Below are 22,241 nucleotides of genomic sequence, written 5' to 3' on the forward strand. Positions count from 1 at the left end.
GGGCCGAGACCGACTAGGGATTTAACAAATCCCGTGATTGTTCAGTGCGCATAAATGAAGAAAGCCCGTTGATTTCTCAACGGGCTTTCTAAATGTGGCGGAGAGATAGGGATTTGAACCCTAGATACGCTATTAACGTATGCCGGTTTTCAAGACCGGTGCTTTCAACCACTCAGCCATCTCTCCACAAATTGTTACTAAAACTTAGTCTTACTTAATAATGCTAATTTTTAGTTTGGTTTTCATCTGTTCAAAAGATGAAGACCTAATTAAAGCCTGGCGATGTCCTACTCTCACATGGGGAAGCCCCACACTACCATCGGCGCTGTTTTGTTTCACTTCTGAGTTCGGAATGGAATCAGGTGGGTCCAAAACGCTATGGCCGCCAAGCAAATTCTTTAATCTGGAAAGCTGTTTTTTTAATTCTCGTTCTTACACATTCAATGTTCTTTCATTGAGTCCATCAAAACCCCTTGGGTGTTGTATGGTTAAGCCTCACGGGCAATTAGTACAGGTTAGCTCAACGCCTCACAACGCTTACACACCCTGCCTATCAACGTCGTAGTCTACGACAACCCTTTAGGATACTTAAAGTATCAGGGAGAACTCATCTCAAGGCTTGCTTCCCGCTTAGATGCTTTCAGCGGTTATCAATTCCGAACTTAGCTACCGGGCAATGCGTCTGGCGACACAACCCGAACACCAGAGGTTCGTCCACTCCGGTCCTCTCGTACTAGGAGCAGCCCCTTTCAATTCTCCAACGCCCACGGCAGATAGGGACCGAACTGTCTCACGACGTTCTAAACCCAGCTCGCGTACCACTTTAAATGGCGAACAGCCATACCCTTGGGACCGACTTCAGCCCCAGGATGTGATGAGCCGACATCGAGGTGCCAAACACCGCCGTCGATATGAACTCTTGGGCGGTATCAGCCTGTTATCCCCGGAGTACCTTTTATCCGTTGAGCGATGGCCCTTCCATTCAGAACCACCGGATCACTATGACCTGCTTTCGCACCTGCTCGAATTGTCATTCTCGCAGTCAAGCGGGCTTATGCCATTGCACTAACCTCACGATGTCCAACCGTGATTAGCCCACCTTCGTGCTCCTCCGTTACTCTTTGGGAGGAGACCGCCCCAGTCAAACTACCCACCAGGCACTGTCCGTAACCCCGATAAGGGGTCAACGTTAGAACATCAACACTACAAGGGTGGTATTTCAAGGACGGCTCCAACGATACTGGCGTACCGTCTTCAAAGCCTCCCACCTATCCTACACATGTAGGGTCAATGTTCAGTGCCAAGCTGTAGTAAAGGTTCACGGGGTCTTTCCGTCTAGCCGCGGGTACACTGCATCTTCACAGCGATTTCAATTTCACTGAGTCTCGGGTGGAGACAGCGTGGCCATCATTACGCCATTCGTGCAGGTCGGAACTTACCCGACAAGGAATTTCGCTACCTTAGGACCGTTATAGTTACGGCCGCCGTTTACCGGGGCTTCGATCAAGAGCTTCGACCGAAGTCTAACCCCATCAATTAACCTTCCGGCACCGGGCAGGCGTCACACCGTATACGTCATCTTACGATTTTGCACAGTGCTGTGTTTTTAATAAACAGTTGCAGCCACCTGGTATCTGCGACTCTCAATAGCTCCATCCGCGAGGGACTTCACCGTCGAGAGCGTACCTTCTCCCGAAGTTACGGTACCATTTTGCCTAGTTCCTTCACCCGAGTTCTCTCAAGCGCCTTGGTATTCTCTACCCGACCACCTGTGTCGGTTTGGGGTACGATTCCTTACAATCTGAAGCTTAGAGGCTTTTCCTGGAAGCATGGCATCAATGACTTCACTACCGTAGTAGCTCGACGTCGTGTCTCAGCCTTAAAAAGAGCCGGATTTACCTAACTCTTAAGCCTACGCACTTGAACCTGGACAACCGTCGCCAGGCCCACCTAGCCTTCTCCGTCCCCCCATCGCAATTGTAAGAAGTACGGGAATATTAACCCGTTTCCCATCGACTACGCCTTTCGGCCTCGCCTTAGGGGTCGACTTACCCTGCCCCGATTAACGTTGGACAGGAACCCTTGGTCTTCCGGCGAGGAGGTTTTTCACCCCCTTTATCGTTACTCATGTCAGCATTCGCACTTCTGATACGTCCAGCATGCGTTACCACACACCTTCAACCGCTTACAGAACGCTCCCCTACCCAATATACAAAAGTATATTGCCGCAGCTTCGGTTTACTACTTAGCCCCGTTACATCTTCCGCGCAGGCCGACTCGACCAGTGAGCTATTACGCTTTCTTTAAATGATGGCTGCTTCTAAGCCAACATCCTGGCTGTCTGAGCCTTCCCACATCGTTTCCCACTTAGTAGTAATTTGGGACCTTAGCTGGCGGTCTGGGTTGTTTCCCTCTCCACGACGGACGTTAGCACCCGCCGTGTGTCTCCCGGATAGTACTTACTGGTATTCGGAGTTTGCAAAGGGTTGGTAAGTCGGGATGACCCCCTAGCCTTAACAGTGCTCTACCCCCAGTAGTATTCGTCCGAGGCGCTACCTAAATAGCTTTCGGGGAGAACCAGCTATCTCCAGGTTTGATTGGCCTTTCACCCCTAGCCACAAGTCATCCGCTAATTTTTCAACATTAGTCGGTTCGGTCCTCCAGTTGATGTTACTCAACCTTCAACCTGCCCATGGCTAGATCACCTGGTTTCGGGTCTATATCCAGAGACTAAAACGCCCAGTTAAGACTCGGTTTCCCTACGGCTCCCCTAGATGGTTAACCTTGCCACTGAATATAAGTCGCTGACCCATTATACAAAAGGTACGCAGTCACAGGACAAAGCCTGCTCCTACTGCTTGTACGTACACGGTTTCAGGTTCTATTTCACTCCCCTCACAGGGGTTCTTTTCGCCTTTCCCTCACGGTACTGGTTCACTATCGGTCAGTCAGTAGTATTTAGCCTTGGAGGATGGTCCCCCCATATTCAGACAGGATATCACGTGTCCCGCCCTACTCGATTTCACTGAATGTGCGTTGTCAACTACGGGGCTATCACCCTGTATCGCCGGACTTTCCAGACCGTTCGTCTAACGCATATAAAGCTTAAGGGCTAGTCCAATTTCGCTCGCCGCTACTTTCGGAATCTCGGTTGATTTCTTTTCCTCGGGGTACTTAGATGTTTCAGTTCCCCCGGTTCGCCTCGCTGCGCTATGTATTCACGCAGCGATACTAGCTTATGCTAGTGGGTTTCCCCATTCGGAAATCCCAGACTCAAGTGGCTTTTACTGCCTAATCTGGGCTTATCGCAAGTTAATACGTCCTTCATCGCCTCTGACTGCCAAGGCATCCACCGTGTACGCTTAGTCACTTAACCATACAACCCGAAGGAGTTTCGAATTGAAGTTAAACAACCAAAGTTGCTGTCTCATTATTTGAATGAGCGAGACAGCTTTCGATTTTGCCGGACTCAAATTCCAAGAACACTTGAATGTGTTGTTAGTTGTATTCCCTTAGGAATACTTTGAGAACTTTACAAATAATCTTAAAGATTATTTTGTCAGCTTTCCAAATTGTTAAAGAGCTAATCACTTCAATGAAGTAACCATTTTTAAAAGCACTATCGCTAATGCGCTTAAAGATGGTGGAGCTATGCGGGATCGAACCGCAGACCTCCTGCGTGCAAGGCAGGCGCTCTCCCAGCTGAGCTATAGCCCCATCAAGGTGTCGATACTGTATGCCAACTCCCTAAAAGGAATTGGTGGGTCTGAGTGGACTCGAACCACCGACCTCTCGCTTATCAGGCGAACGCTCTAACCACCTGAGCTACAGACCCAGTATCGTCTCTTTTACATAAACCGTATCAATCTGTGTGGACACTCATCGTGAGTAATCATCGTATAAGGAGGTGATCCAGCGCCAGGTTCCCCTAGCGCTACCTTGTTACGACTTCACCCCAGTCATGAACCACAAAGTGGTAAGCGTCCCCCCGAAGGTTAAACTACCTACTTCTTTTGCAGCCCACTCCCATGGTGTGACGGGCGGTGTGTACAAGGCCCGGGAACGTATTCACCGTGGCATTCTGATCCACGATTACTAGCGATTCCGACTTCATGGAGTCGAGTTGCAGACTCCAATCCGGACTACGACGCACTTTTTGGGATTCGCTCACTTTCGCAAGTTGGCCGCCCTCTGTATGCGCCATTGTAGCACGTGTGTAGCCCTACTCGTAAGGGCCATGATGACTTGACGTCGTCCCCACCTTCCTCCGGTTTATCACCGGCAGTCTCCCTGGAGTTCCCGACATTACTCGCTGGCAAACAAGGATAAGGGTTGCGCTCGTTGCGGGACTTAACCCAACATTTCACAACACGAGCTGACGACAGCCATGCAGCACCTGTCTCAGAGTTCCCGAAGGCACCAATCCATCTCTGGAAAGTTCTCTGGATGTCAAGAGTAGGTAAGGTTCTTCGCGTTGCATCGAATTAAACCACATGCTCCACCGCTTGTGCGGGCCCCCGTCAATTCATTTGAGTTTTAATCTTGCGACCGTACTCCCCAGGCGGTCTACTTAACGCGTTAGCTCCGAAAGCCACGGCTCAAGGCCACAACCTCCAAGTAGACATCGTTTACGGCGTGGACTACCAGGGTATCTAATCCTGTTTGCTCCCCACGCTTTCGCATCTGAGTGTCAGTATCTGTCCAGGGGGCCGCCTTCGCCACCGGTATTCCTTCAGATCTCTACGCATTTCACCGCTACACCTGAAATTCTACCCCCCTCTACAGTACTCTAGTCTGCCAGTTTCAAATGCAATTCCGAGGTTGAGCCCCGGGCTTTCACATCTGACTTAACAAACCACCTGCATGCGCTTTACGCCCAGTAATTCCGATTAACGCTCGCACCCTCCGTATTACCGCGGCTGCTGGCACGGAGTTAGCCGGTGCTTCTTCTGTCGCTAACGTCAAATAATGCAGCTATTAACTACACTACCTTCCTCACGACTGAAAGTGCTTTACAACCCGAAGGCCTTCTTCACACACGCGGCATGGCTGCATCAGGCTTGCGCCCATTGTGCAATATTCCCCACTGCTGCCTCCCGTAGGAGTCTGGACCGTGTCTCAGTTCCAGTGTGGCTGATCATCCTCTCAGACCAGCTAGGGATCGTCGCCTTGGTGAGCCCTTACCTCACCAACTAGCTAATCCCACCTAGGCATATCCTGACGCGAGAGGCCCGAAGGTCCCCCTCTTTGGCCCGAAGGCATCATGCGGTATTAGCCATCGTTTCCAATGGTTATCCCCCACATCAGGGCAATTTCCTAGGCATTACTCACCCGTCCGCCGCTCGACGCCGTTATCGTTCCCCGAAGGTTCAGATAACTCGTTTCCGCTCGACTTGCATGTGTTAGGCCTGCCGCCAGCGTTCAATCTGAGCCATGATCAAACTCTTCAATTTAAGATTTTGTTCGGCTCAATGAATACTGAACATTACATAAAGTAATGTTTGAATTGACTGTGCTGAATCCGAAGATTCAATGGTCACTTCGTATCATTGAAACCTAATTTGATACCGAAGTATCGAATTGGATTATCATCAACGAGTGCCCACACAGATTGATAGGTCTATATTGTTAAAGAGCTTGGCTTTCAGTGCCTTAGCACGTAAGCGAGGTGCGTATAATACGCTTTCCACTTTGAAAGTCAACATAAAATTCTGAAAAACTTCAGAACCCTATGGTGACTTGCTTAAATCATAAGCAAAGTCGAAATTAAAGCCTGGCGATGTCCTACTCTCACATGGGGAAGCCCCACACTACCATCGGCGCTGTTTTGTTTCACTTCTGAGTTCGGAATGGAATCAGGTGGGTCCAAAACGCTATGGCCGCCAAGCAAATTCTTTAATCTGGAAAGCTGTTTTTTTAATTCTCGTTCTTACACATTCAATGTTCTTTTATTGAGTCCATCAAAACCCCTTGGGTGTTGTATGGTTAAGCCTCACGGGCAATTAGTACAGGTTAGCTCAACGCCTCACAACGCTTACACACCCTGCCTATCAACGTCGTAGTCTACGACAACCCTTTAGGATACTTAAAGTATCAGGGAGAACTCATCTCAAGGCTTGCTTCCCGCTTAGATGCTTTCAGCGGTTATCAATTCCGAACTTAGCTACCGGGCAATGCGTCTGGCGACACAACCCGAACACCAGAGGTTCGTCCACTCCGGTCCTCTCGTACTAGGAGCAGCCCCTTTCAATTCTCCAACGCCCACGGCAGATAGGGACCGAACTGTCTCACGACGTTCTAAACCCAGCTCGCGTACCACTTTAAATGGCGAACAGCCATACCCTTGGGACCGACTTCAGCCCCAGGATGTGATGAGCCGACATCGAGGTGCCAAACACCGCCGTCGATATGAACTCTTGGGCGGTATCAGCCTGTTATCCCCGGAGTACCTTTTATCCGTTGAGCGATGGCCCTTCCATTCAGAACCACCGGATCACTATGACCTGCTTTCGCACCTGCTCGAATTGTCATTCTCGCAGTCAAGCGGGCTTATGCCATTGCACTAACCTCACGATGTCCAACCGTGATTAGCCCACCTTCGTGCTCCTCCGTTACTCTTTGGGAGGAGACCGCCCCAGTCAAACTACCCACCAGGCACTGTCCGTAACCCCGATAAGGGGTCAACGTTAGAACATCAACACTACAAGGGTGGTATTTCAAGGACGGCTCCAACGATACTGGCGTACCGTCTTCAAAGCCTCCCACCTATCCTACACATGTAGGGTCAATGTTCAGTGCCAAGCTGTAGTAAAGGTTCACGGGGTCTTTCCGTCTAGCCGCGGGTACACTGCATCTTCACAGCGATTTCAATTTCACTGAGTCTCGGGTGGAGACAGCGTGGCCATCATTACGCCATTCGTGCAGGTCGGAACTTACCCGACAAGGAATTTCGCTACCTTAGGACCGTTATAGTTACGGCCGCCGTTTACCGGGGCTTCGATCAAGAGCTTCGACCGAAGTCTAACCCCATCAATTAACCTTCCGGCACCGGGCAGGCGTCACACCGTATACGTCATCTTACGATTTTGCACAGTGCTGTGTTTTTAATAAACAGTTGCAGCCACCTGGTATCTGCGACTCTCAATAGCTCCATCCGCGAGGGACTTCACCGTCGAGAGCGTACCTTCTCCCGAAGTTACGGTACCATTTTGCCTAGTTCCTTCACCCGAGTTCTCTCAAGCGCCTTGGTATTCTCTACCCGACCACCTGTGTCGGTTTGGGGTACGATTCCTTACAATCTGAAGCTTAGAGGCTTTTCCTGGAAGCATGGCATCAATGACTTCACTACCGTAGTAGCTCGACGTCGTGTCTCAGCCTTAAAAAGAGCCGGATTTACCTAACTCTTAAGCCTACGCACTTGAACCTGGACAACCGTCGCCAGGCCCACCTAGCCTTCTCCGTCCCCCCATCGCAATTGTAAGAAGTACGGGAATATTAACCCGTTTCCCATCGACTACGCCTTTCGGCCTCGCCTTAGGGGTCGACTTACCCTGCCCCGATTAACGTTGGACAGGAACCCTTGGTCTTCCGGCGAGGAGGTTTTTCACCCCCTTTATCGTTACTCATGTCAGCATTCGCACTTCTGATACGTCCAGCATGCGTTACCACACACCTTCAACCGCTTACAGAACGCTCCCCTACCCAATATACAAAAGTATATTGCCGCAGCTTCGGTTTACTACTTAGCCCCGTTACATCTTCCGCGCAGGCCGACTCGACCAGTGAGCTATTACGCTTTCTTTAAATGATGGCTGCTTCTAAGCCAACATCCTGGCTGTCTGAGCCTTCCCACATCGTTTCCCACTTAGTAGTAATTTGGGACCTTAGCTGGCGGTCTGGGTTGTTTCCCTCTCCACGACGGACGTTAGCACCCGCCGTGTGTCTCCCGGATAGTACTTACTGGTATTCGGAGTTTGCAAAGGGTTGGTAAGTCGGGATGACCCCCTAGCCTTAACAGTGCTCTACCCCCAGTAGTATTCGTCCGAGGCGCTACCTAAATAGCTTTCGGGGAGAACCAGCTATCTCCAGGTTTGATTGGCCTTTCACCCCTAGCCACAAGTCATCCGCTAATTTTTCAACATTAGTCGGTTCGGTCCTCCAGTTGATGTTACTCAACCTTCAACCTGCCCATGGCTAGATCACCTGGTTTCGGGTCTATATCCAGAGACTAAAACGCCCAGTTAAGACTCGGTTTCCCTACGGCTCCCCTAGATGGTTAACCTTGCCACTGAATATAAGTCGCTGACCCATTATACAAAAGGTACGCAGTCACAGGACAAAGCCTGCTCCTACTGCTTGTACGTACACGGTTTCAGGTTCTATTTCACTCCCCTCACAGGGGTTCTTTTCGCCTTTCCCTCACGGTACTGGTTCACTATCGGTCAGTCAGTAGTATTTAGCCTTGGAGGATGGTCCCCCCATATTCAGACAGGATATCACGTGTCCCGCCCTACTCGATTTCACTGAATGTGCGTTGTCAACTACGGGGCTATCACCCTGTATCGCCGGACTTTCCAGACCGTTCGTCTAACGCATATAAAGCTTAAGGGCTAGTCCAATTTCGCTCGCCGCTACTTTCGGAATCTCGGTTGATTTCTTTTCCTCGGGGTACTTAGATGTTTCAGTTCCCCCGGTTCGCCTCGCTGCGCTATGTATTCACGCAGCGATACTAGCTTATGCTAGTGGGTTTCCCCATTCGGAAATCCCAGACTCAAGTGGCTTTTACTGCCTAATCTGGGCTTATCGCAAGTTAATACGTCCTTCATCGCCTCTGACTGCCAAGGCATCCACCGTGTACGCTTAGTCACTTAACCATACAACCCGAAGGAGTTTCGAATTGAAGTTAAACAACCAAAGTTGCTGTCTCATTATTTGAATGAGCGAGACAGCTTTCGATTTTGCCGGACTCAAATTCCAAGAACACTTGAATGTGTTGTTAGTTGTATTCCCTTAGGAATACTTTGAGAACTTTACAAATAATCTTAAAGATTATTTTGTCAGCTTTCCAAATTGTTAAAGAGCTAATCACTTCAATGAAGTAATCATTTTTAAAAGCACTCTGCTTTCTATTTCGAATAAAGTGCGCTTAAAGATGGTATCCCGTAGGGGAGTCGAACCCCTGTTACCGCCGTGAAAGGGCGGTGTCCTAGGCCTCTAGACGAACGGGACACTAAGTTGAACATCTTGGGGGATGTTCTATCTCTTAAACTTCATAAACCGTATCAATCTGTGTGGACACTCATCGTGAATAATCATCGTATAAGGAGGTGATCCAGCGCCAGGTTCCCCTAGCGCTACCTTGTTACGACTTCACCCCAGTCATGAACCACAAAGTGGTAAGCGTCCCCCCGAAGGTTAAACTACCTACTTCTTTTGCAGCCCACTCCCATGGTGTGACGGGCGGTGTGTACAAGGCCCGGGAACGTATTCACCGTGGCATTCTGATCCACGATTACTAGCGATTCCGACTTCATGGAGTCGAGTTGCAGACTCCAATCCGGACTACGACGCACTTTTTGGGATTCGCTCACTTTCGCAAGTTGGCCGCCCTCTGTATGCGCCATTGTAGCACGTGTGTAGCCCTACTCGTAAGGGCCATGATGACTTGACGTCGTCCCCACCTTCCTCCGGTTTATCACCGGCAGTCTCCCTGGAGTTCCCGACATTACTCGCTGGCAAACAAGGATAAGGGTTGCGCTCGTTGCGGGACTTAACCCAACATTTCACAACACGAGCTGACGACAGCCATGCAGCACCTGTCTCAGAGTTCCCGAAGGCACCAATCCATCTCTGGAAAGTTCTCTGGATGTCAAGAGTAGGTAAGGTTCTTCGCGTTGCATCGAATTAAACCACATGCTCCACCGCTTGTGCGGGCCCCCGTCAATTCATTTGAGTTTTAATCTTGCGACCGTACTCCCCAGGCGGTCTACTTAACGCGTTAGCTCCGAAAGCCACGGCTCAAGGCCACAACCTCCAAGTAGACATCGTTTACGGCGTGGACTACCAGGGTATCTAATCCTGTTTGCTCCCCACGCTTTCGCATCTGAGTGTCAGTATCTGTCCAGGGGGCCGCCTTCGCCACCGGTATTCCTTCAGATCTCTACGCATTTCACCGCTACACCTGAAATTCTACCCCCCTCTACAGTACTCTAGTCTGCCAGTTTCAAATGCAATTCCGAGGTTGAGCCCCGGGCTTTCACATCTGACTTAACAAACCACCTGCATGCGCTTTACGCCCAGTAATTCCGATTAACGCTCGCACCCTCCGTATTACCGCGGCTGCTGGCACGGAGTTAGCCGGTGCTTCTTCTGTCGCTAACGTCAAATAATGCAGCTATTAACTACACTACCTTCCTCACGACTGAAAGTGCTTTACAACCCGAAGGCCTTCTTCACACACGCGGCATGGCTGCATCAGGCTTGCGCCCATTGTGCAATATTCCCCACTGCTGCCTCCCGTAGGAGTCTGGACCGTGTCTCAGTTCCAGTGTGGCTGATCATCCTCTCAGACCAGCTAGGGATCGTCGCCTTGGTGAGCCCTTACCTCACCAACTAGCTAATCCCACCTAGGCATATCCTGACGCGAGAGGCCCGAAGGTCCCCCTCTTTGGCCCGAAGGCATCATGCGGTATTAGCCATCGTTTCCAATGGTTATCCCCCACATCAGGGCAATTTCCTAGGCATTACTCACCCGTCCGCCGCTCGACGCCGTTATCGTTCCCCGAAGGTTCAGATAACTCGTTTCCGCTCGACTTGCATGTGTTAGGCCTGCCGCCAGCGTTCAATCTGAGCCATGATCAAACTCTTCAATTTAAGATTTTGTTCGGCTCAATGAATACTGAACATTACATAAAGTAATGTTTGAATTGACTGTGCTGAATCCGAAGATTCAATGGTCACTTCGTATCATTGAAACCTAATTTGATACCGAAGTATCGAATTGGATTATCATCAACGAGTGCCCACACAGATTGATAGGTCTATATTGTTAAAGAGCTATTCTTCTTTGTGACTCACATCACTTCGGAAGAGGCGGCCATTCTAGCGAGATAATTTTTAGTGTCAAACACTTTTTGCAAATTATTTCGTTTTTCTTTTTGACCTTGTCAACCTTACTCAAACCCTTGCGAGCCCTTGCCCTGTCGACGAGGTGGCATTATAGAGATCGCGCTCACATTGGCAAGCGTTATTTTTCAAAAATTGCAAAAATAATAGTTAAACGGTGAGTTTTCGCTCAAACCCTTATTTATCCAACTTTACCCCTAACTATCAAACAGGTTATCCACAGAGTTATCCTTAGAAATCCATTTTCACCACGGTCTTTTGCTTCTACACAATAAAGAAAGCCGCTTAAAAGCGGCTTTCTTTATTGTGTATAGGAAAACAATCCCTACATTTATCTATATACCCGAACCATCTTGTTCGGAACCATCGTCTTCGTGTAGTCCACATTCTCGCTTCAGTCCGAAAAATCTGGTTTCTTCCTCTGCCATTCCCGGCTCCCACTTACGGGTAGTATGGGTATCACCAACAGAAAGGTAACCTTCATCCCATAGAGGGTGGTATTTGAGACCGTGTTCTTCCAGATAATAGTGAACGTCTTTATTAGTCCAATCTATTACCGGTAAAAACTTAAACACCCCATTTTGAATCGAGAGTATAGGTAAACCTGAACGAGTATGACTTTGCTCTCTGCGCAAGCCTGAAAACCATGTAGCAACATTCAGCTCTTTCAAGGCACGACGCATTGGTTCGACTTTATTTATCTTGTTGTACTTTTCTATACCTTCAACACCCTGCTCCCACAGATTTCCGTAGCGGGCTTCTTGCCAATTAGCACTTTTTACCGCGCGGTATACTTTTAGGTTCAGGTTAAGTTGCTCAGTCAACTCATCAATGAAGCGGTACGTTTCTGAAAACAAATATCCGGTATCCGTCAGGATAACTGGTATATCCGGTTTTTCTTGAGTCACAAGATGAAGCATGACCGCAGCCTGGATACCAAAGCTAGACGAAACCGCGAACTCTCCGTCTAGGTTTTCCAAAGCCCATCTAACTCGCTCTTGTGCCGAAAGCTGTTCAAGTTCGACATTGATTTGAGCAAGACGGAGGACTTGCTCCGTCTTAGTTAATGTCAATAACTCTGCCAGCTCCGGTTTGGAAGCTACAGAATCAAGCATAGAAGTCCCTCTTTGACACGAGCACTTCCTGGATAATGCCGGCGCGAATAGTGAAGTCACCAAATGCTTCTCCGTCTTCACGCTCTGCAGCCCATCGAGCCACCAGCTGATCAATCTCTTCTAGGATTTGCTTATCCGTGATGTTCTCTTTATACATTTTTGGTACACGTGTGCCAGCACGGTTACCACCTAGGTGCAGGTTGTAACGACCCGGAGCTTTGCCAACCAGACCAATTTCGGCCAGCATCGCACGGCCACAACCATTCGGACAGCCTGTAACACGCAAGATGATGTTGTCATCTTCTGGCAGACCATGTTTTTCAAGGATACCTTCTACATCAGTAACAAACTGAGGAAGGAATCGTTCTGCTTCTGCCATTGCTAGCGGACAAGTCGGGAAAGCTACACACGCCATGGAGTTCTTACGCTGCTCACTAACGTTGTCATCCATTAAGCCGTGTTCACGCGCGATCTTTTCAATCTTCGCTTTTTCGTTTTTCGGTACGCCGGCAACAATCAAGTTTTGGTTAGCCGTCATGCGGAAATCACCTTTATGGATTTTCGCAATTTCAGCAACACCCGTTTTTAATGGCTTACCTGGGTAATCCAATAATCTACCATTCTCGATAAATAGAGCTAAATGGAACTTACCATCAATGCCTTCTACCCAGCCAATGCGGTCACCACGTTCAGTAAACTCGTATGGACGGCTTGCTTCAAACTTAATCCCAGCACGTTTTTCTACTTCCGCTTTAAACACATCAGTACCTACGCGATCAAGCGTGTACTTGGTTTTCGCATTCTTACGATTTGAACGGTTACCCCAGTCACGCTGAGTCGTTACTACTGCAGCGGCAACATCTAAGGTTTTATCCAGAGGTACAAAACCAAAGTCATCCGCACGACGAGGGTATGTTGATGTATCACTGTGTGTCATCGCCAGACCGCCACCAACAAGCACGTTGAAGCCAACCAGTTTGCCGTTGTCTGCAATCGCAACGAAGTTCAGATCGTTCGCATGCACATCCACATCATTTTGCGGGGGAATAACAACAGTAGTTTTGAACTTACGAGGTAAATAAGTTTTACCCAAGATTGGCTCGTCTTCTTCAGTTGTTTCGACTTTCTCACCGTCTAACCAGATTTCAGCATAAGCGCGGGTTTTTGGCAGAAGATGTTCACTGATCTTCTTTGCCCACTCGTACGCTTCCTGATGCAATTCAGACTCTACCGGGTTCGTGGTACAGAGTACGTTACGGTTAACGTCACCCGCAGTCGCGATTGAATCGATACCAATGCTGTTCAACGTTTGGTGCATTAACTTTATGTTTGGCTTAAGGACACCGTGGAACTGGAACGTTTGACGTGTAGTCAGACGAATACTTCCGTATAGAGAGTGCTCTGTTGCAAACTTGTCAATCGCCAGCCACTGTGTCGGCGTGATAACACCGCCAGGCATACGAGCACGAAGCATCACGTTATGAAGAGGTTCAAGTTTTTGCTTAGCACGCTCATTACGGATATCACGATCATCTTGCTGGTACATGCCGTGGAAACGAATCAACTGGAAGTTGTCCGCGGTAAACCCGCCAGTAATACGATCCTGCAGATCCTGCTCAATCGTGCCACGTAACAAGTTACTTTCCCTTTTCAGGCGCTCGTTATCAGAAAGCGGCCCAAGCTCTTCGCCTAATACAACCTGCTTATTATTTTCCGTAGAAAAAGTCATTAGTACACATCCCTCTGATAACGTTTCGCTTTACGTAAGTCATTAATAAATTGTTCTGCATCGCTGCGAGACAGTTTACCTTCTTGCTCAGCAACGATAATAAGTGCGTCGTGGACATCTTTCGCCATGCGAGTTGCATCACCACATACGTAGATGTAGGCACCGTCCTGAATCCACTGCCATACTTGAGCTGCGTTTTCCAGAATGCGATGTTGCACGTAAACCTTTTCAATCTGGTCGCGGCTAAAGGCAACATCGAGACGACTTAGCACGCCTGATTTAAGGTATTTTTGCCACTCAACCTGATACAAGAAATCTTGTGTGAAGGTGCGGTCACCAAAGAACAACCAGTTTTTGCCTTCAGCATCGCGGTTCTCGCGCTCTTGAATAAAGCTGCGGAATGGCGCAATACCTGTACCCGGACCAACCATGATGACTGGTGTATTATCGTCTTCCGGCAGTTTGAAGTTATTATTGTGTTCGACAAACACTTTCACTTCACCGCCTTCTTCCAAGCGTTGTGCCAAGAAACCAGAAGCGCCACCGAAACGTTTTTCGTCGTTGTGATCGTACTCAACCAAACCTACAGTCAAGTGCACTTCTTCATCGACTTCAGACTGGCTCGAAGCGATTGAGTAAAGACGAGGAGTCAGGCGGCGCAATAAACCAACCAGTTCATCAGCAGTTAGCTTTGTCTTCTTCTCTGCCAGTACATCAACAATTTGAGTATTCGCAGCGTATTCACGAAGCTTGTCTTTATCTTCAACCAGCTTCTGCAGTTTCTTGCTTCCAGAAAGCTCAGCGAATTTAGTCACGAACTGCGGGTTAGATGTGGTGATTTCGTATTTACTGACCAGAGCACTATGGATAGACAGACTTTCCCCATCAACCTCAACAGTTTCAACGCCTGACAAACCGACCTTACCCAGAACCGCATTAGCCAACTCAGAGCTGTTTTCATACCATACACCCAGAGCATCACCAGGTTGGTAAGTCAGACCCGAGCCATCCAGATCGATTTCGATGTGACGTACGTCTTTACCTGAGTCACGGCCAGTGATCTTCTGACTGGTCAGCAGTGTTGCTGTATAAGGATTCTGCTTGTTGTACTGAGAATGCGTTGCGGCAGCCTGACCAACGGGAAGCTGGACGACTTCTGCTGCGCTGCCAGACGAAAGCGTCTCTTTCACTTTCTCCAGAGCACTCTTACGCCACTCGGTAGCAGGTGCTTCGTAGTCTACATCACAGTCGATACGGTCGATAAATGACTTAGCACCCAGTTTTGACAGATAGGTATCAAAATCTTTACCAGTCTGGCAGAAGAACTCATAGCTAGAGTCACCAAGCGCGATGACACCATACTGTAAGTCAGGCAGTTTAGGCGCTTTCTTCGACTGTAAAAATTCATGCAGTTCAATAGCATTGTCTGGCGCTTCGCCTTCACCGTTGGTTGAAGCCACGATGATAACGTGCGTTTCTTTGGCTAAGTTTTTGCCTTTGTAATCGCTGGCATCGAATAATTCAACAGCGATTCCTTCGGACTTTGCTTCCTGCTCTAAAGCCTCGGCAACGCCTTTAGCATTCCCGGTTTGAGAAGCATAAATGATGCTCAGCTTACCAGCTGGCTTAGCGGATACAGCGGCAGCCGCTTGTGCAATTGGCGTAGCTGCTGCGCTTGGTTGATGTTGAGCTAAACCCCAGAAGTAGCCACTGACCCAGGCTAGTTGCTGTGAAGACAACCCTGAGACAGTTTGTTGGAGTGAGTTAAATTGCTGGTCATTCAGCGGGCTTGCGATTGGCGGGTTTCCACCTTGCCCGTTATTATCTTCAGACACATTAGTGTGTGAGTACTCGTTCTTTTGAAAAGACATTGTCACGACATCCCTATTCATTGCGTGACGATAGAGTACCCACTCTCCTTAATAACAAGAAAGAATAGAAGTGAATGTTTTATAACTTTTTGGAAGTAAGCATGGCTTACTTTTTGCTCATCGGTCTTCAATCCTGACTTGCTGAAAGCCTACTGCCATGGCTGATTTTGAGGCGGCATCCAAATCTTCATAAAGACATTCTTCACCATGATTGTCTGTCAGAAACACGAATCCCCCTCGGGCATGCCTGAATTCAACGACCCATCCCCCCTCTTGAATTGACGGTTCGATAATGGCTTCCACCAGCTGGTTTTCACGAAATAGATGTCTTAATTCATTTATTGTCATCGCTATCCCTGTTCCAACTTTTCATATTATTTCCAAGTAAGCATGGTCTAACTAATGAAAATAGGGAGAAAAATTCGATTACATATAATGAACAGATATAAAAAAACGCCGCTTATAATGCGACGTTTTAATGAAAGCAATTTAGTACATGGTTTAAAACGAGTATTCGGCACTCACAAAGAATCCGTCAGCGAAAACAAACTCTTTACCTAAGCTAGATAGAAACTGTTCCGATTCCAGATCAATGACTCGGTAGCCGCCACGAAGCGTAAACTGGGCGTCTTGCAACGGCAATCTGTACTGCATACCCGCCATCAGGTCAGTATTTTTAATACCTTTACTGTCACCGAAGTTCATTTCACCAATCACATCAAAGTTGGTATTCGGTACCGTAATCTCTGCGTAGCCATACCAAGCCCAAATCAGTTCATCAAACTCTTCGGTACGCGGGGAAGTACCTGCATCAATATACTTAGTGTCACTCAGATTACTTACGGTCACACCCGCATCAAAATGCAGTAGATCATGTTCTAAAATCTGGTAGTAAAGCGTCATATCCAGTTTATCGAAGCCCATGTAATCCGCATCAATACTGGAATAACGCAAGCGCGCATTCGGCACGTATTTTACATCGTGCTCAACCGCAGCATAGAAAGTGCCGGTAGTACTGCTGTCTCGTTTGACCTCGTTTACTTTTGTATCTGCAGCCCAAACGTCTGCGCCGACCTTAACGGAAACAGAAGACTCTGCGAAAACTGAAAAAGAGGTTGCCAACGATAGTGCTGTTAAAGCGAGAGTCGCTTTATTTGTCATGTAGTATGTACTCCGGGATAGCTGCTATTCAACAAAAAGGACATGAGTGGAAATATACCATAATCTCATGCCCCTCTATCAACTAAATCGCCGTAAGCTTCTATTTATACCGAGGTTGGGATACGAAGTTTTTAAAAAACCAGAACCCTAATGCAATGACAATTAACCAGGGTAATAGTTTAAGTACAGTACCTACCAAGCCGAGTAAAAACATCACAACCAGAGCAATACCTGTTGCCGCAAGTACCGACATCATTGTGACGCCTGTTACCAACAGGGTCGCCGCAAAGACTAAAATGAAGATCAGCTCCAACATAATTACTTCTCCAAACGTTTTCACCGTAAATATTTCTACAGTTTTGCAGGTTCTATACCAACTTGTTAATCTCGATGCAATTACATGATCTATAAATAAAAATAAAGCCAGAGGCGGTTTTGCACTCTGGCTTTGTTTATTCTTTAATTGGTAATTTTAACCAACCACAGGTGAAATTTACACATTCAGCTCTTTTGGAATTTTCGCAAGTGCGTCTTGCAGCACCTCTAAGCCAGATCCTGGCTTGTGTGCATTCTCGCTGATATGACGACGCCACTGACGAGCACCCGGCATACTCTGGAACAGACCCAGCATATGGCGTGTGATATGACCCAGATACGCACCTTTTGCCAATTGTACTTCAATGTATGGATACATCTCTTCAACAATTTCACTGCGCTTTTTCACTGGCGTATCCGCACCAAATAACTCTTGGTCTACCGAAGCCAGCAAATATGGACTCTGGTAAGCTTCGCGGCCAATCATTACACCATCAAGATGCTGAAGATGTTCTTTCGCTTCTTCTAACGATTTTATGCCGCCATTTACTGCAATAGTCAGGTCAGAGAAGTCTTGCTTCAATTGATACGCACGTGGGTAATCCAGTGGTGGAATTTCACGGTTCTCTTTCGGGCTTAAACCACTTAACCAAGCTTTGCGAGCGTGAATGGTAAACTGCTCACAACCACCTTTCTCAGACACAATAGAAACAAAGTCAGTCAAAAACTCGTAAGAGTCCTGATGATCAATACCGATACGTGTTTTAACTGTAACAGGAACGTCAACCACCTCTTTCATTGCTGCGACACACTCAGCTACCAACAGTGGCTCCGCCATCAGACAAGCCCCAAAGCGGCCATTCTGCACACGATCAGACGGGCAACCGACATTCAGATTGATCTCATCATAACCGCGCTCTTGCGCTAACTTGGCACACTTAGCGAGATCTGCCGGGTTTGAGCCACCTAACTGAAGTGCTAACGGATGCTCCTCTTCGTTGTAAGCCAGGAAATCTCCTTTTCCATGAATGATCGCACCTGTCGTCACCATTTCTGTGTACAACAGGGTTTCTTTGGTCATTAAGCGATGGAAGTAGCGACAATGACGGTCAGTCCAATCCAACATTGGTGCTACAGAGAGCCTGCAAGAATGAGTCATGATTTCAACACCCGTTTTTATTTTACCAAGGCTGAGCGCAGAGGTGCGCTCAAAAAATAAGTCGGGTATTGTATACCCACATTCTTGAGGATGCGAGTATTGTCCGCTTAGCAGAGAAAAGTCACAGATAAAAAACAATTTGAGTACAGTTCTCTTATTCTGTGATGGCAGTAATGTCTACATTCGAAGACCAATATGCTTTTATTCATGATTTTCGAAGTGATAGCAGGTAAAATGAAGCGTTTCTAAGCGGACTGCGAAAAGAAATATTTTGTCATAGAGCACATCCAATAGTTATGGTGATAGGTTTGAACCCAACAATCATGGAACAAGTTGAAAGTATCTGCGCCGAGCGTGGAGTAAGACTGACTCCTCAACGTCGACGCGTATTTGAGCTTATCTGTTCAAGTCGTAGCGCATCAAGCGCATATGATCTATTGGAGCAACTAAAAGAGAGTGAACCACAGGCAAAACCTCCGACGGTTTACCGGGCGTTAGATTTTCTCCTGGAGCAAGGTTTTATCCATAGAGTGGAATCAACCAATAGTTTTATAACATGCTGTTCTTTCAATACCCAGCAACACTTTTTTCAATTACTAATATGTGATAAATGTGGTGATGTCGTAGAACTCGAAGACGAGAACCTGGAAGCCTTGTTGGCCCGGAACGCCGAAAAGCATGGATTCAAACTGACCAAACAAGTCATTGAAACGCATGGCGAATGCCAGGTCTGTTCCTCCAAATCAAAAGAAAAAGTATAGAAGAACAATATGCGCGCTGAATTTGTAAACCCGTTTTTAGCTTCTTTAATGAACGTACTAAAAACCATGGCTTCTCTGGAACTGAAGCCACAAAAGCCTCGAATCAAAAAAGATGAAATCGCCCGCGGAGATGTTTCAGGTCTGATTGGCATGGTTGGCCCACAAACTCGTGGCTCAATGTCGATTACCTTTGATGAAGCGCTGGCGCTGGAAATTATGCAGAATATGCTTGGTGAGCGCCCGAACGGACTCAATGAAGAAGTCACTGATATGGTCGGTGAAATCACCAACATGGTTACTGGTGGTGCGAAACGTATTCTGGCTGAAAGTGGATTTGATTTTGAAATGGCCACTCCTGTGGTGGTTTCTGGCCGTGGGCATACCATCCGTCACAAGTGTGAAGGTTCAATCATCATCATGCCTTTCACCTCTGAATGGGGAAATGCCTTTATTGAGATTTGCTTCGAATAGCTAGGTTCTAGGTTCTAGGTTCTAGGTTCTAGGTTCTAGGTTCTAGGTTCTAGGTTCTAGGTTCTAAAAATATAAAAAGGCTGGTGATGAAAATCACCAGCCTTTTTAGTTTGTTCTAAGCAAACATTACACTTTGAAAGCTTTGAATGCGTTGATCAGACCATTAGTAGAGCTGTCGTGAGTACTGATTAGAGACTCATCAGCAAGCTCAGGCAGGATTTGGTTCGCTAGTTGTTTACCTAGTTCAACACCCCACTGGTCAAAGCTGAAGATGTTCCAGATAACACCCTGTACGAAGATCTTATGCTCGTACATTGCGATCAGGTTACCCAGCGTGCGAGGCGTGATTTGCTTAACCAGGATAGAGTTTGTCGGGCGGTTACCTTCAAACACTTTGAACGGTGCAATTTCTGCTACTTCTTCAGCATTCTTACCCGCTAATACCAACTCTTCTTTTACTGTCTCTTCACTCTTACCAAAAGCAAGCGCTTCAGTTTGTGCAAAGAAGTTCGACATCAGTTTCTGATGGTGATCGCTTGCTGGATTGTGGCTGATTGCCGGAGCAATAAAGTCACAAGGGATCAACTTTGTACCCTGGTGGATTAGCTGGTAGAAAGCGTGCTGACCATTAGTGCCTGGTTCACCCCAGATGATAGGGCCTGTCTGGTATGTAACAGCGTTACCGTCACGATCAACGTACTTACCGTTTGATTCCATATTGCCTTGCTGGAAGTACGCAGCAAAACGGTGCATGTACTGGTCATAAGGCAGGATAGCTTCAGACTCGGCACCGTGGAAATTGTTGTACCAGATACCAATCAGTGCAAGGATCACAGGAATGTTGCTTTCCAGGTCTGTTGATACGAAGTGCTTATCCATCTCATGAGCACCGTCAAGCAGCTCAACGAAATTGTCGTAACCAACAGCTAGTGCAATGGACAGACCGATTGCAGACCATAGTGAGTAACGGCCGCCAACCCAATCCCAGAATTCAAACATGTTGTCTGTGTCGATGCCGAATTCAGAAACTGCGGTTGCGTTAGTAGAAAGCGCCGCAAAGTGCTTAGCAACGTGAGCCTGGTCGCCAGCAGTTTCAAGGAACCAGTCACGAGCAGAGTGTGCGTTCGTCATGGTTTCCTGGGTCGTGAATGTTTTCGATGCAATCAGGAACAGTGTGGTTTCCGGCTCTACTTTCTTCAGTGTTTCAACGATGTGGGTACCATCAACGTTAGAAACAAAGTGAAGATTCAGATGGTTTTTGTATGGTGCCAGCGCTTCAGTCACCATGTAAGGACCAAGGTCTGAACCACCGATACCGATGTTTACGATGTCGGTAATAGCCTTACCTGTGTAACCTTTCCACTCGCCGCCGATAACGCGATCAGTGAATGACTTCATTTTTTCCAGCACTGCATTTACTGCTGGCATTACGTCTTCGCCATCTACCATTACTGGCGTGTTAGCGCGGTTACGCAGTGCAGTGTGAAGAACAGCGCGACCTTCTGTCTGGTTGATCGCTTCACCACTGAACATCGCTTCGATTGCAGATTTCAGCTCAGTCTCTTTAGCAAGAGTGAACAGGTGCTTAAGAGTTTCCTCATTAACAAGGTTCTTTGAGTAGTCGACAAGAATGTCTGAGCCGAAACGTGCAGAGTATTTGTCAAAACGATCCGCGTCCTGAGCAAATAACTCCTTAAGATCCATATCTTGTGCAGATTCGAAGTGCGCCGTTAACGCTTTCCAAGCTTGTGTTTGCGTTGGATTGATATTTTTCAACATGGTCTTTATCCCGATGTTACAGTAGGTTCCATTCCTTACAGTCTAGCGAAAACTGTGGAATCCCCGATTAGCAAAAAGTTTTAAAATTTAGATGTTTGGGCGTTTTGCCACAAAACAAGTCTTTGTAATTTTTTTTCAGGCACCAATTATGACCGAGAGCTTTTACACTCACATTGAGTTAGGTCACGTTAGCCGCCCTGAATTTGAACAATTCATTCATAGGTATAGAATAATATCATTAAGTAATGACGGGCTCTAATTGGATTAGGATAGACGTCAAATTGGAAATGTCCAAAGGAACACCTATGTGGGTACAAGAAACACTGCATTTAAAAGCCAGAAGTCGCGGCTTTCATCTGATTACTGATGAAATTGAACAACAATTACCACAAATTAACTCTCTTTCGGTAGGTTTGTTACACCTTTTTATTCAACATACCTCAGCCAGCCTTACCCTAAATGAGAATGCCGACCCTACCGTTCGTATCGATATGGAAGCACATTTCAATAAGTATGTCCCCGAACGCGCGCCGTACTATCAGCATACCTATGAGGGAGATGACGATATGCCAGCGCATATTAAAGCCTCACTACTTGGCAGCAGTGTGACAATTCCGATTCAAGGTGGTCGTTTGGCACTGGGAACATGGCAGGGCATTTACCTGGGTGAACACCGTGACTATGGTGGTAGCCGCCGTGTTATTGCCACCATTAATGGAGAGTAAAAGATAAGGCTGACACTCTGGTTAGCCTTTG

At 47.4% G+C, this 22,241-nt stretch carries 11 protein-coding genes, 4 tRNA genes and 6 rRNA genes; 3 read left to right on the plus strand and 18 right to left on the minus strand.

The window, feature by feature from the left end:
• Window positions 1-95 precede the first annotated feature (95 nt).
• The 17 genes from KHN79_RS12330 to dusA form a co-directional block, all read right to left on the minus strand.
• Window positions 96-186, minus strand: a tRNA-Ser gene (locus tag KHN79_RS12330).
• A gap of 88 nt (window positions 187-274) precedes the next feature.
• A 5S ribosomal RNA gene (rrf, locus tag KHN79_RS12335) occupies window positions 275-390 on the minus strand.
• A 94-nt stretch (window positions 391-484) separates the two neighbouring features.
• A 23S ribosomal RNA gene (locus KHN79_RS12340) occupies window positions 485-3,376 on the minus strand.
• 265 nt (window positions 3,377-3,641) lie between these two features.
• Window positions 3,642-3,717: transfer RNA gene (locus KHN79_RS12345), tRNA-Ala, on the minus strand.
• Window positions 3,718-3,758: 41 nt separating this feature from the next.
• Window positions 3,759-3,835: transfer RNA gene (locus KHN79_RS12350), tRNA-Ile, on the minus strand.
• A gap of 65 nt (window positions 3,836-3,900) precedes the next feature.
• Window positions 3,901-5,453 (minus strand): 16S ribosomal RNA (locus KHN79_RS12355).
• A gap of 318 nt (window positions 5,454-5,771) precedes the next feature.
• A 5S ribosomal RNA gene (gene rrf, locus KHN79_RS12360) occupies window positions 5,772-5,887 on the minus strand.
• Between the two features lie 94 nt (window positions 5,888-5,981).
• Window positions 5,982-8,873, minus strand: a 23S ribosomal RNA gene (locus tag KHN79_RS12365).
• A 279-nt stretch (window positions 8,874-9,152) separates the two neighbouring features.
• Window positions 9,153-9,228 (minus strand) — tRNA-Glu (locus KHN79_RS12370).
• A 91-nt stretch (window positions 9,229-9,319) separates the two neighbouring features.
• Window positions 9,320-10,872, minus strand: a 16S ribosomal RNA gene (locus tag KHN79_RS12375).
• The 16S, 23S and 5S rRNA genes sit together here with 4 tRNA genes alongside, the layout of an rRNA operon.
• A gap of 587 nt (window positions 10,873-11,459) precedes the next feature.
• Window positions 11,460-12,239 carry a phosphoadenylyl-sulfate reductase gene (locus KHN79_RS12380; RefSeq protein ID WP_182011486.1) on the minus strand — a complete coding sequence of 260 codons (780 nt, stop codon included), beginning with the start codon at window positions 12,237-12,239 and terminating at the stop codon, window positions 11,460-11,462.
• Entirely contained in the window at window positions 12,232-13,968 is a 1,737-nt protein-coding gene (cysI, locus tag KHN79_RS12385; protein WP_182011487.1) for an assimilatory sulfite reductase (NADPH) hemoprotein subunit, read from the minus strand. The genes KHN79_RS12380 and cysI overlap by 8 nt, the downstream gene beginning before the upstream one ends.
• Complete coding sequence (locus KHN79_RS12390) at window positions 13,968-15,839, minus strand: assimilatory sulfite reductase (NADPH) flavoprotein subunit (RefSeq protein WP_182011488.1); 1,872 nt, start codon at window positions 15,837-15,839, stop codon at window positions 13,968-13,970. Before KHN79_RS12390 ends, cysI begins: the two co-directional genes overlap by 1 nt.
• 117 nt (window positions 15,840-15,956) lie before the next feature.
• Complete coding sequence (locus KHN79_RS12395) at window positions 15,957-16,187, minus strand: hypothetical protein (protein ID WP_014233130.1); 231 nt, start codon at window positions 16,185-16,187, stop codon at window positions 15,957-15,959.
• A gap of 153 nt (window positions 16,188-16,340) precedes the next feature.
• On the minus strand, window positions 16,341-17,000 hold the full coding sequence (locus tag KHN79_RS12400) for a TIGR04219 family outer membrane beta-barrel protein (RefSeq protein WP_182011489.1): 660 nt from the start codon (window positions 16,998-17,000) through the stop codon (window positions 16,341-16,343).
• A gap of 100 nt (window positions 17,001-17,100) precedes the next feature.
• Complete coding sequence (pspG, locus tag KHN79_RS12405; protein ID WP_182011490.1) at window positions 17,101-17,316, minus strand: envelope stress response protein PspG; 216 nt, start codon at window positions 17,314-17,316, stop codon at window positions 17,101-17,103.
• A 177-nt stretch (window positions 17,317-17,493) separates the two neighbouring features.
• Window positions 17,494-18,474, minus strand: a complete 981-nt coding sequence (gene dusA, locus KHN79_RS12410; protein ID WP_182011491.1) for a tRNA dihydrouridine(20/20a) synthase DusA — start codon at window positions 18,472-18,474, stop codon at window positions 17,494-17,496.
• A 296-nt stretch (window positions 18,475-18,770) separates the two neighbouring features.
• On the opposite strand from dusA, the gene zur reads away from it, so the two are divergent.
• Window positions 18,771-19,235, plus strand: a complete 465-nt coding sequence (gene zur / locus KHN79_RS12415) for a zinc uptake transcriptional repressor Zur (protein WP_182011492.1) — start codon at window positions 18,771-18,773, stop codon at window positions 19,233-19,235.
• Between the two features lie 9 nt (window positions 19,236-19,244).
• The gene (locus KHN79_RS12420; protein ID WP_182011493.1) at window positions 19,245-19,706 is read left to right on the plus strand and encodes a chemotaxis protein CheX; all 462 of its coding nucleotides are present in this window, start codon (window positions 19,245-19,247) and stop codon (window positions 19,704-19,706) included.
• Window positions 19,707-19,832: 126 nt separating this feature from the next.
• Here KHN79_RS12420 and pgi read toward each other — a convergent pair whose 3' ends face one another.
• Window positions 19,833-21,485: a glucose-6-phosphate isomerase gene (gene pgi / locus KHN79_RS12425; protein ID WP_182011494.1), complete on the minus strand. Its 1,653-nt coding sequence runs from the start codon at window positions 21,483-21,485 to the stop codon at window positions 19,833-19,835.
• A 305-nt stretch (window positions 21,486-21,790) separates the two neighbouring features.
• Between pgi and KHN79_RS12430 the strand changes: the two genes are divergently transcribed.
• Window positions 21,791-22,210, plus strand: a complete 420-nt coding sequence (locus KHN79_RS12430; RefSeq protein WP_182011495.1) for a secondary thiamine-phosphate synthase enzyme YjbQ — start codon at window positions 21,791-21,793, stop codon at window positions 22,208-22,210.
• Window positions 22,211-22,241 lie beyond the last annotated feature (31 nt).

It is taken from the genome of Vibrio sp. B1FLJ16 (genome assembly GCF_905175385.1).
Classification (GTDB): Bacteria; Pseudomonadota; Gammaproteobacteria; order Enterobacterales; family Vibrionaceae; genus Vibrio.

Excerpts from the sequence above, each read along its gene's own strand:
- KHN79_RS12380 (WP_182011486.1), bottom strand. The coding sequence starts at position 12,239 with ATGCTTGATTCTGTAGCTTCCAAACCGGAGCTGGCAGAGTTATTGACA.
- cysI (WP_182011487.1), bottom strand. The coding sequence starts at position 13,968 with ATGACTTTTTCTACGGAAAATAATAAGCAGGTTGTATTAGGCGAAGAG.
- KHN79_RS12390 (WP_182011488.1), bottom strand. The coding sequence starts at position 15,839 with ATGTCTTTTCAAAAGAACGAGTACTCACACACTAATGTGTCTGAAGAT.
- KHN79_RS12395 (WP_014233130.1), bottom strand. The coding sequence starts at position 16,187 with ATGACAATAAATGAATTAAGACATCTATTTCGTGAAAACCAGCTGGTG.
- KHN79_RS12400 (WP_182011489.1), bottom strand. The coding sequence starts at position 17,000 with ATGACAAATAAAGCGACTCTCGCTTTAACAGCACTATCGTTGGCAACC.
- pspG (WP_182011490.1), bottom strand. The coding sequence starts at position 17,316 with ATGTTGGAGCTGATCTTCATTTTAGTCTTTGCGGCGACCCTGTTGGTA.
- dusA (WP_182011491.1), bottom strand. The coding sequence starts at position 18,474 with ATGACTCATTCTTGCAGGCTCTCTGTAGCACCAATGTTGGATTGGACT.
- zur (WP_182011492.1), top strand. The coding sequence starts at position 18,771 with ATGGTGATAGGTTTGAACCCAACAATCATGGAACAAGTTGAAAGTATC.
- KHN79_RS12420 (WP_182011493.1), top strand. The coding sequence starts at position 19,245 with ATGCGCGCTGAATTTGTAAACCCGTTTTTAGCTTCTTTAATGAACGTA.
- pgi (WP_182011494.1), bottom strand. The coding sequence starts at position 21,485 with ATGTTGAAAAATATCAATCCAACGCAAACACAAGCTTGGAAAGCGTTA.
- KHN79_RS12430 (WP_182011495.1), top strand. The coding sequence starts at position 21,791 with ATGTGGGTACAAGAAACACTGCATTTAAAAGCCAGAAGTCGCGGCTTT.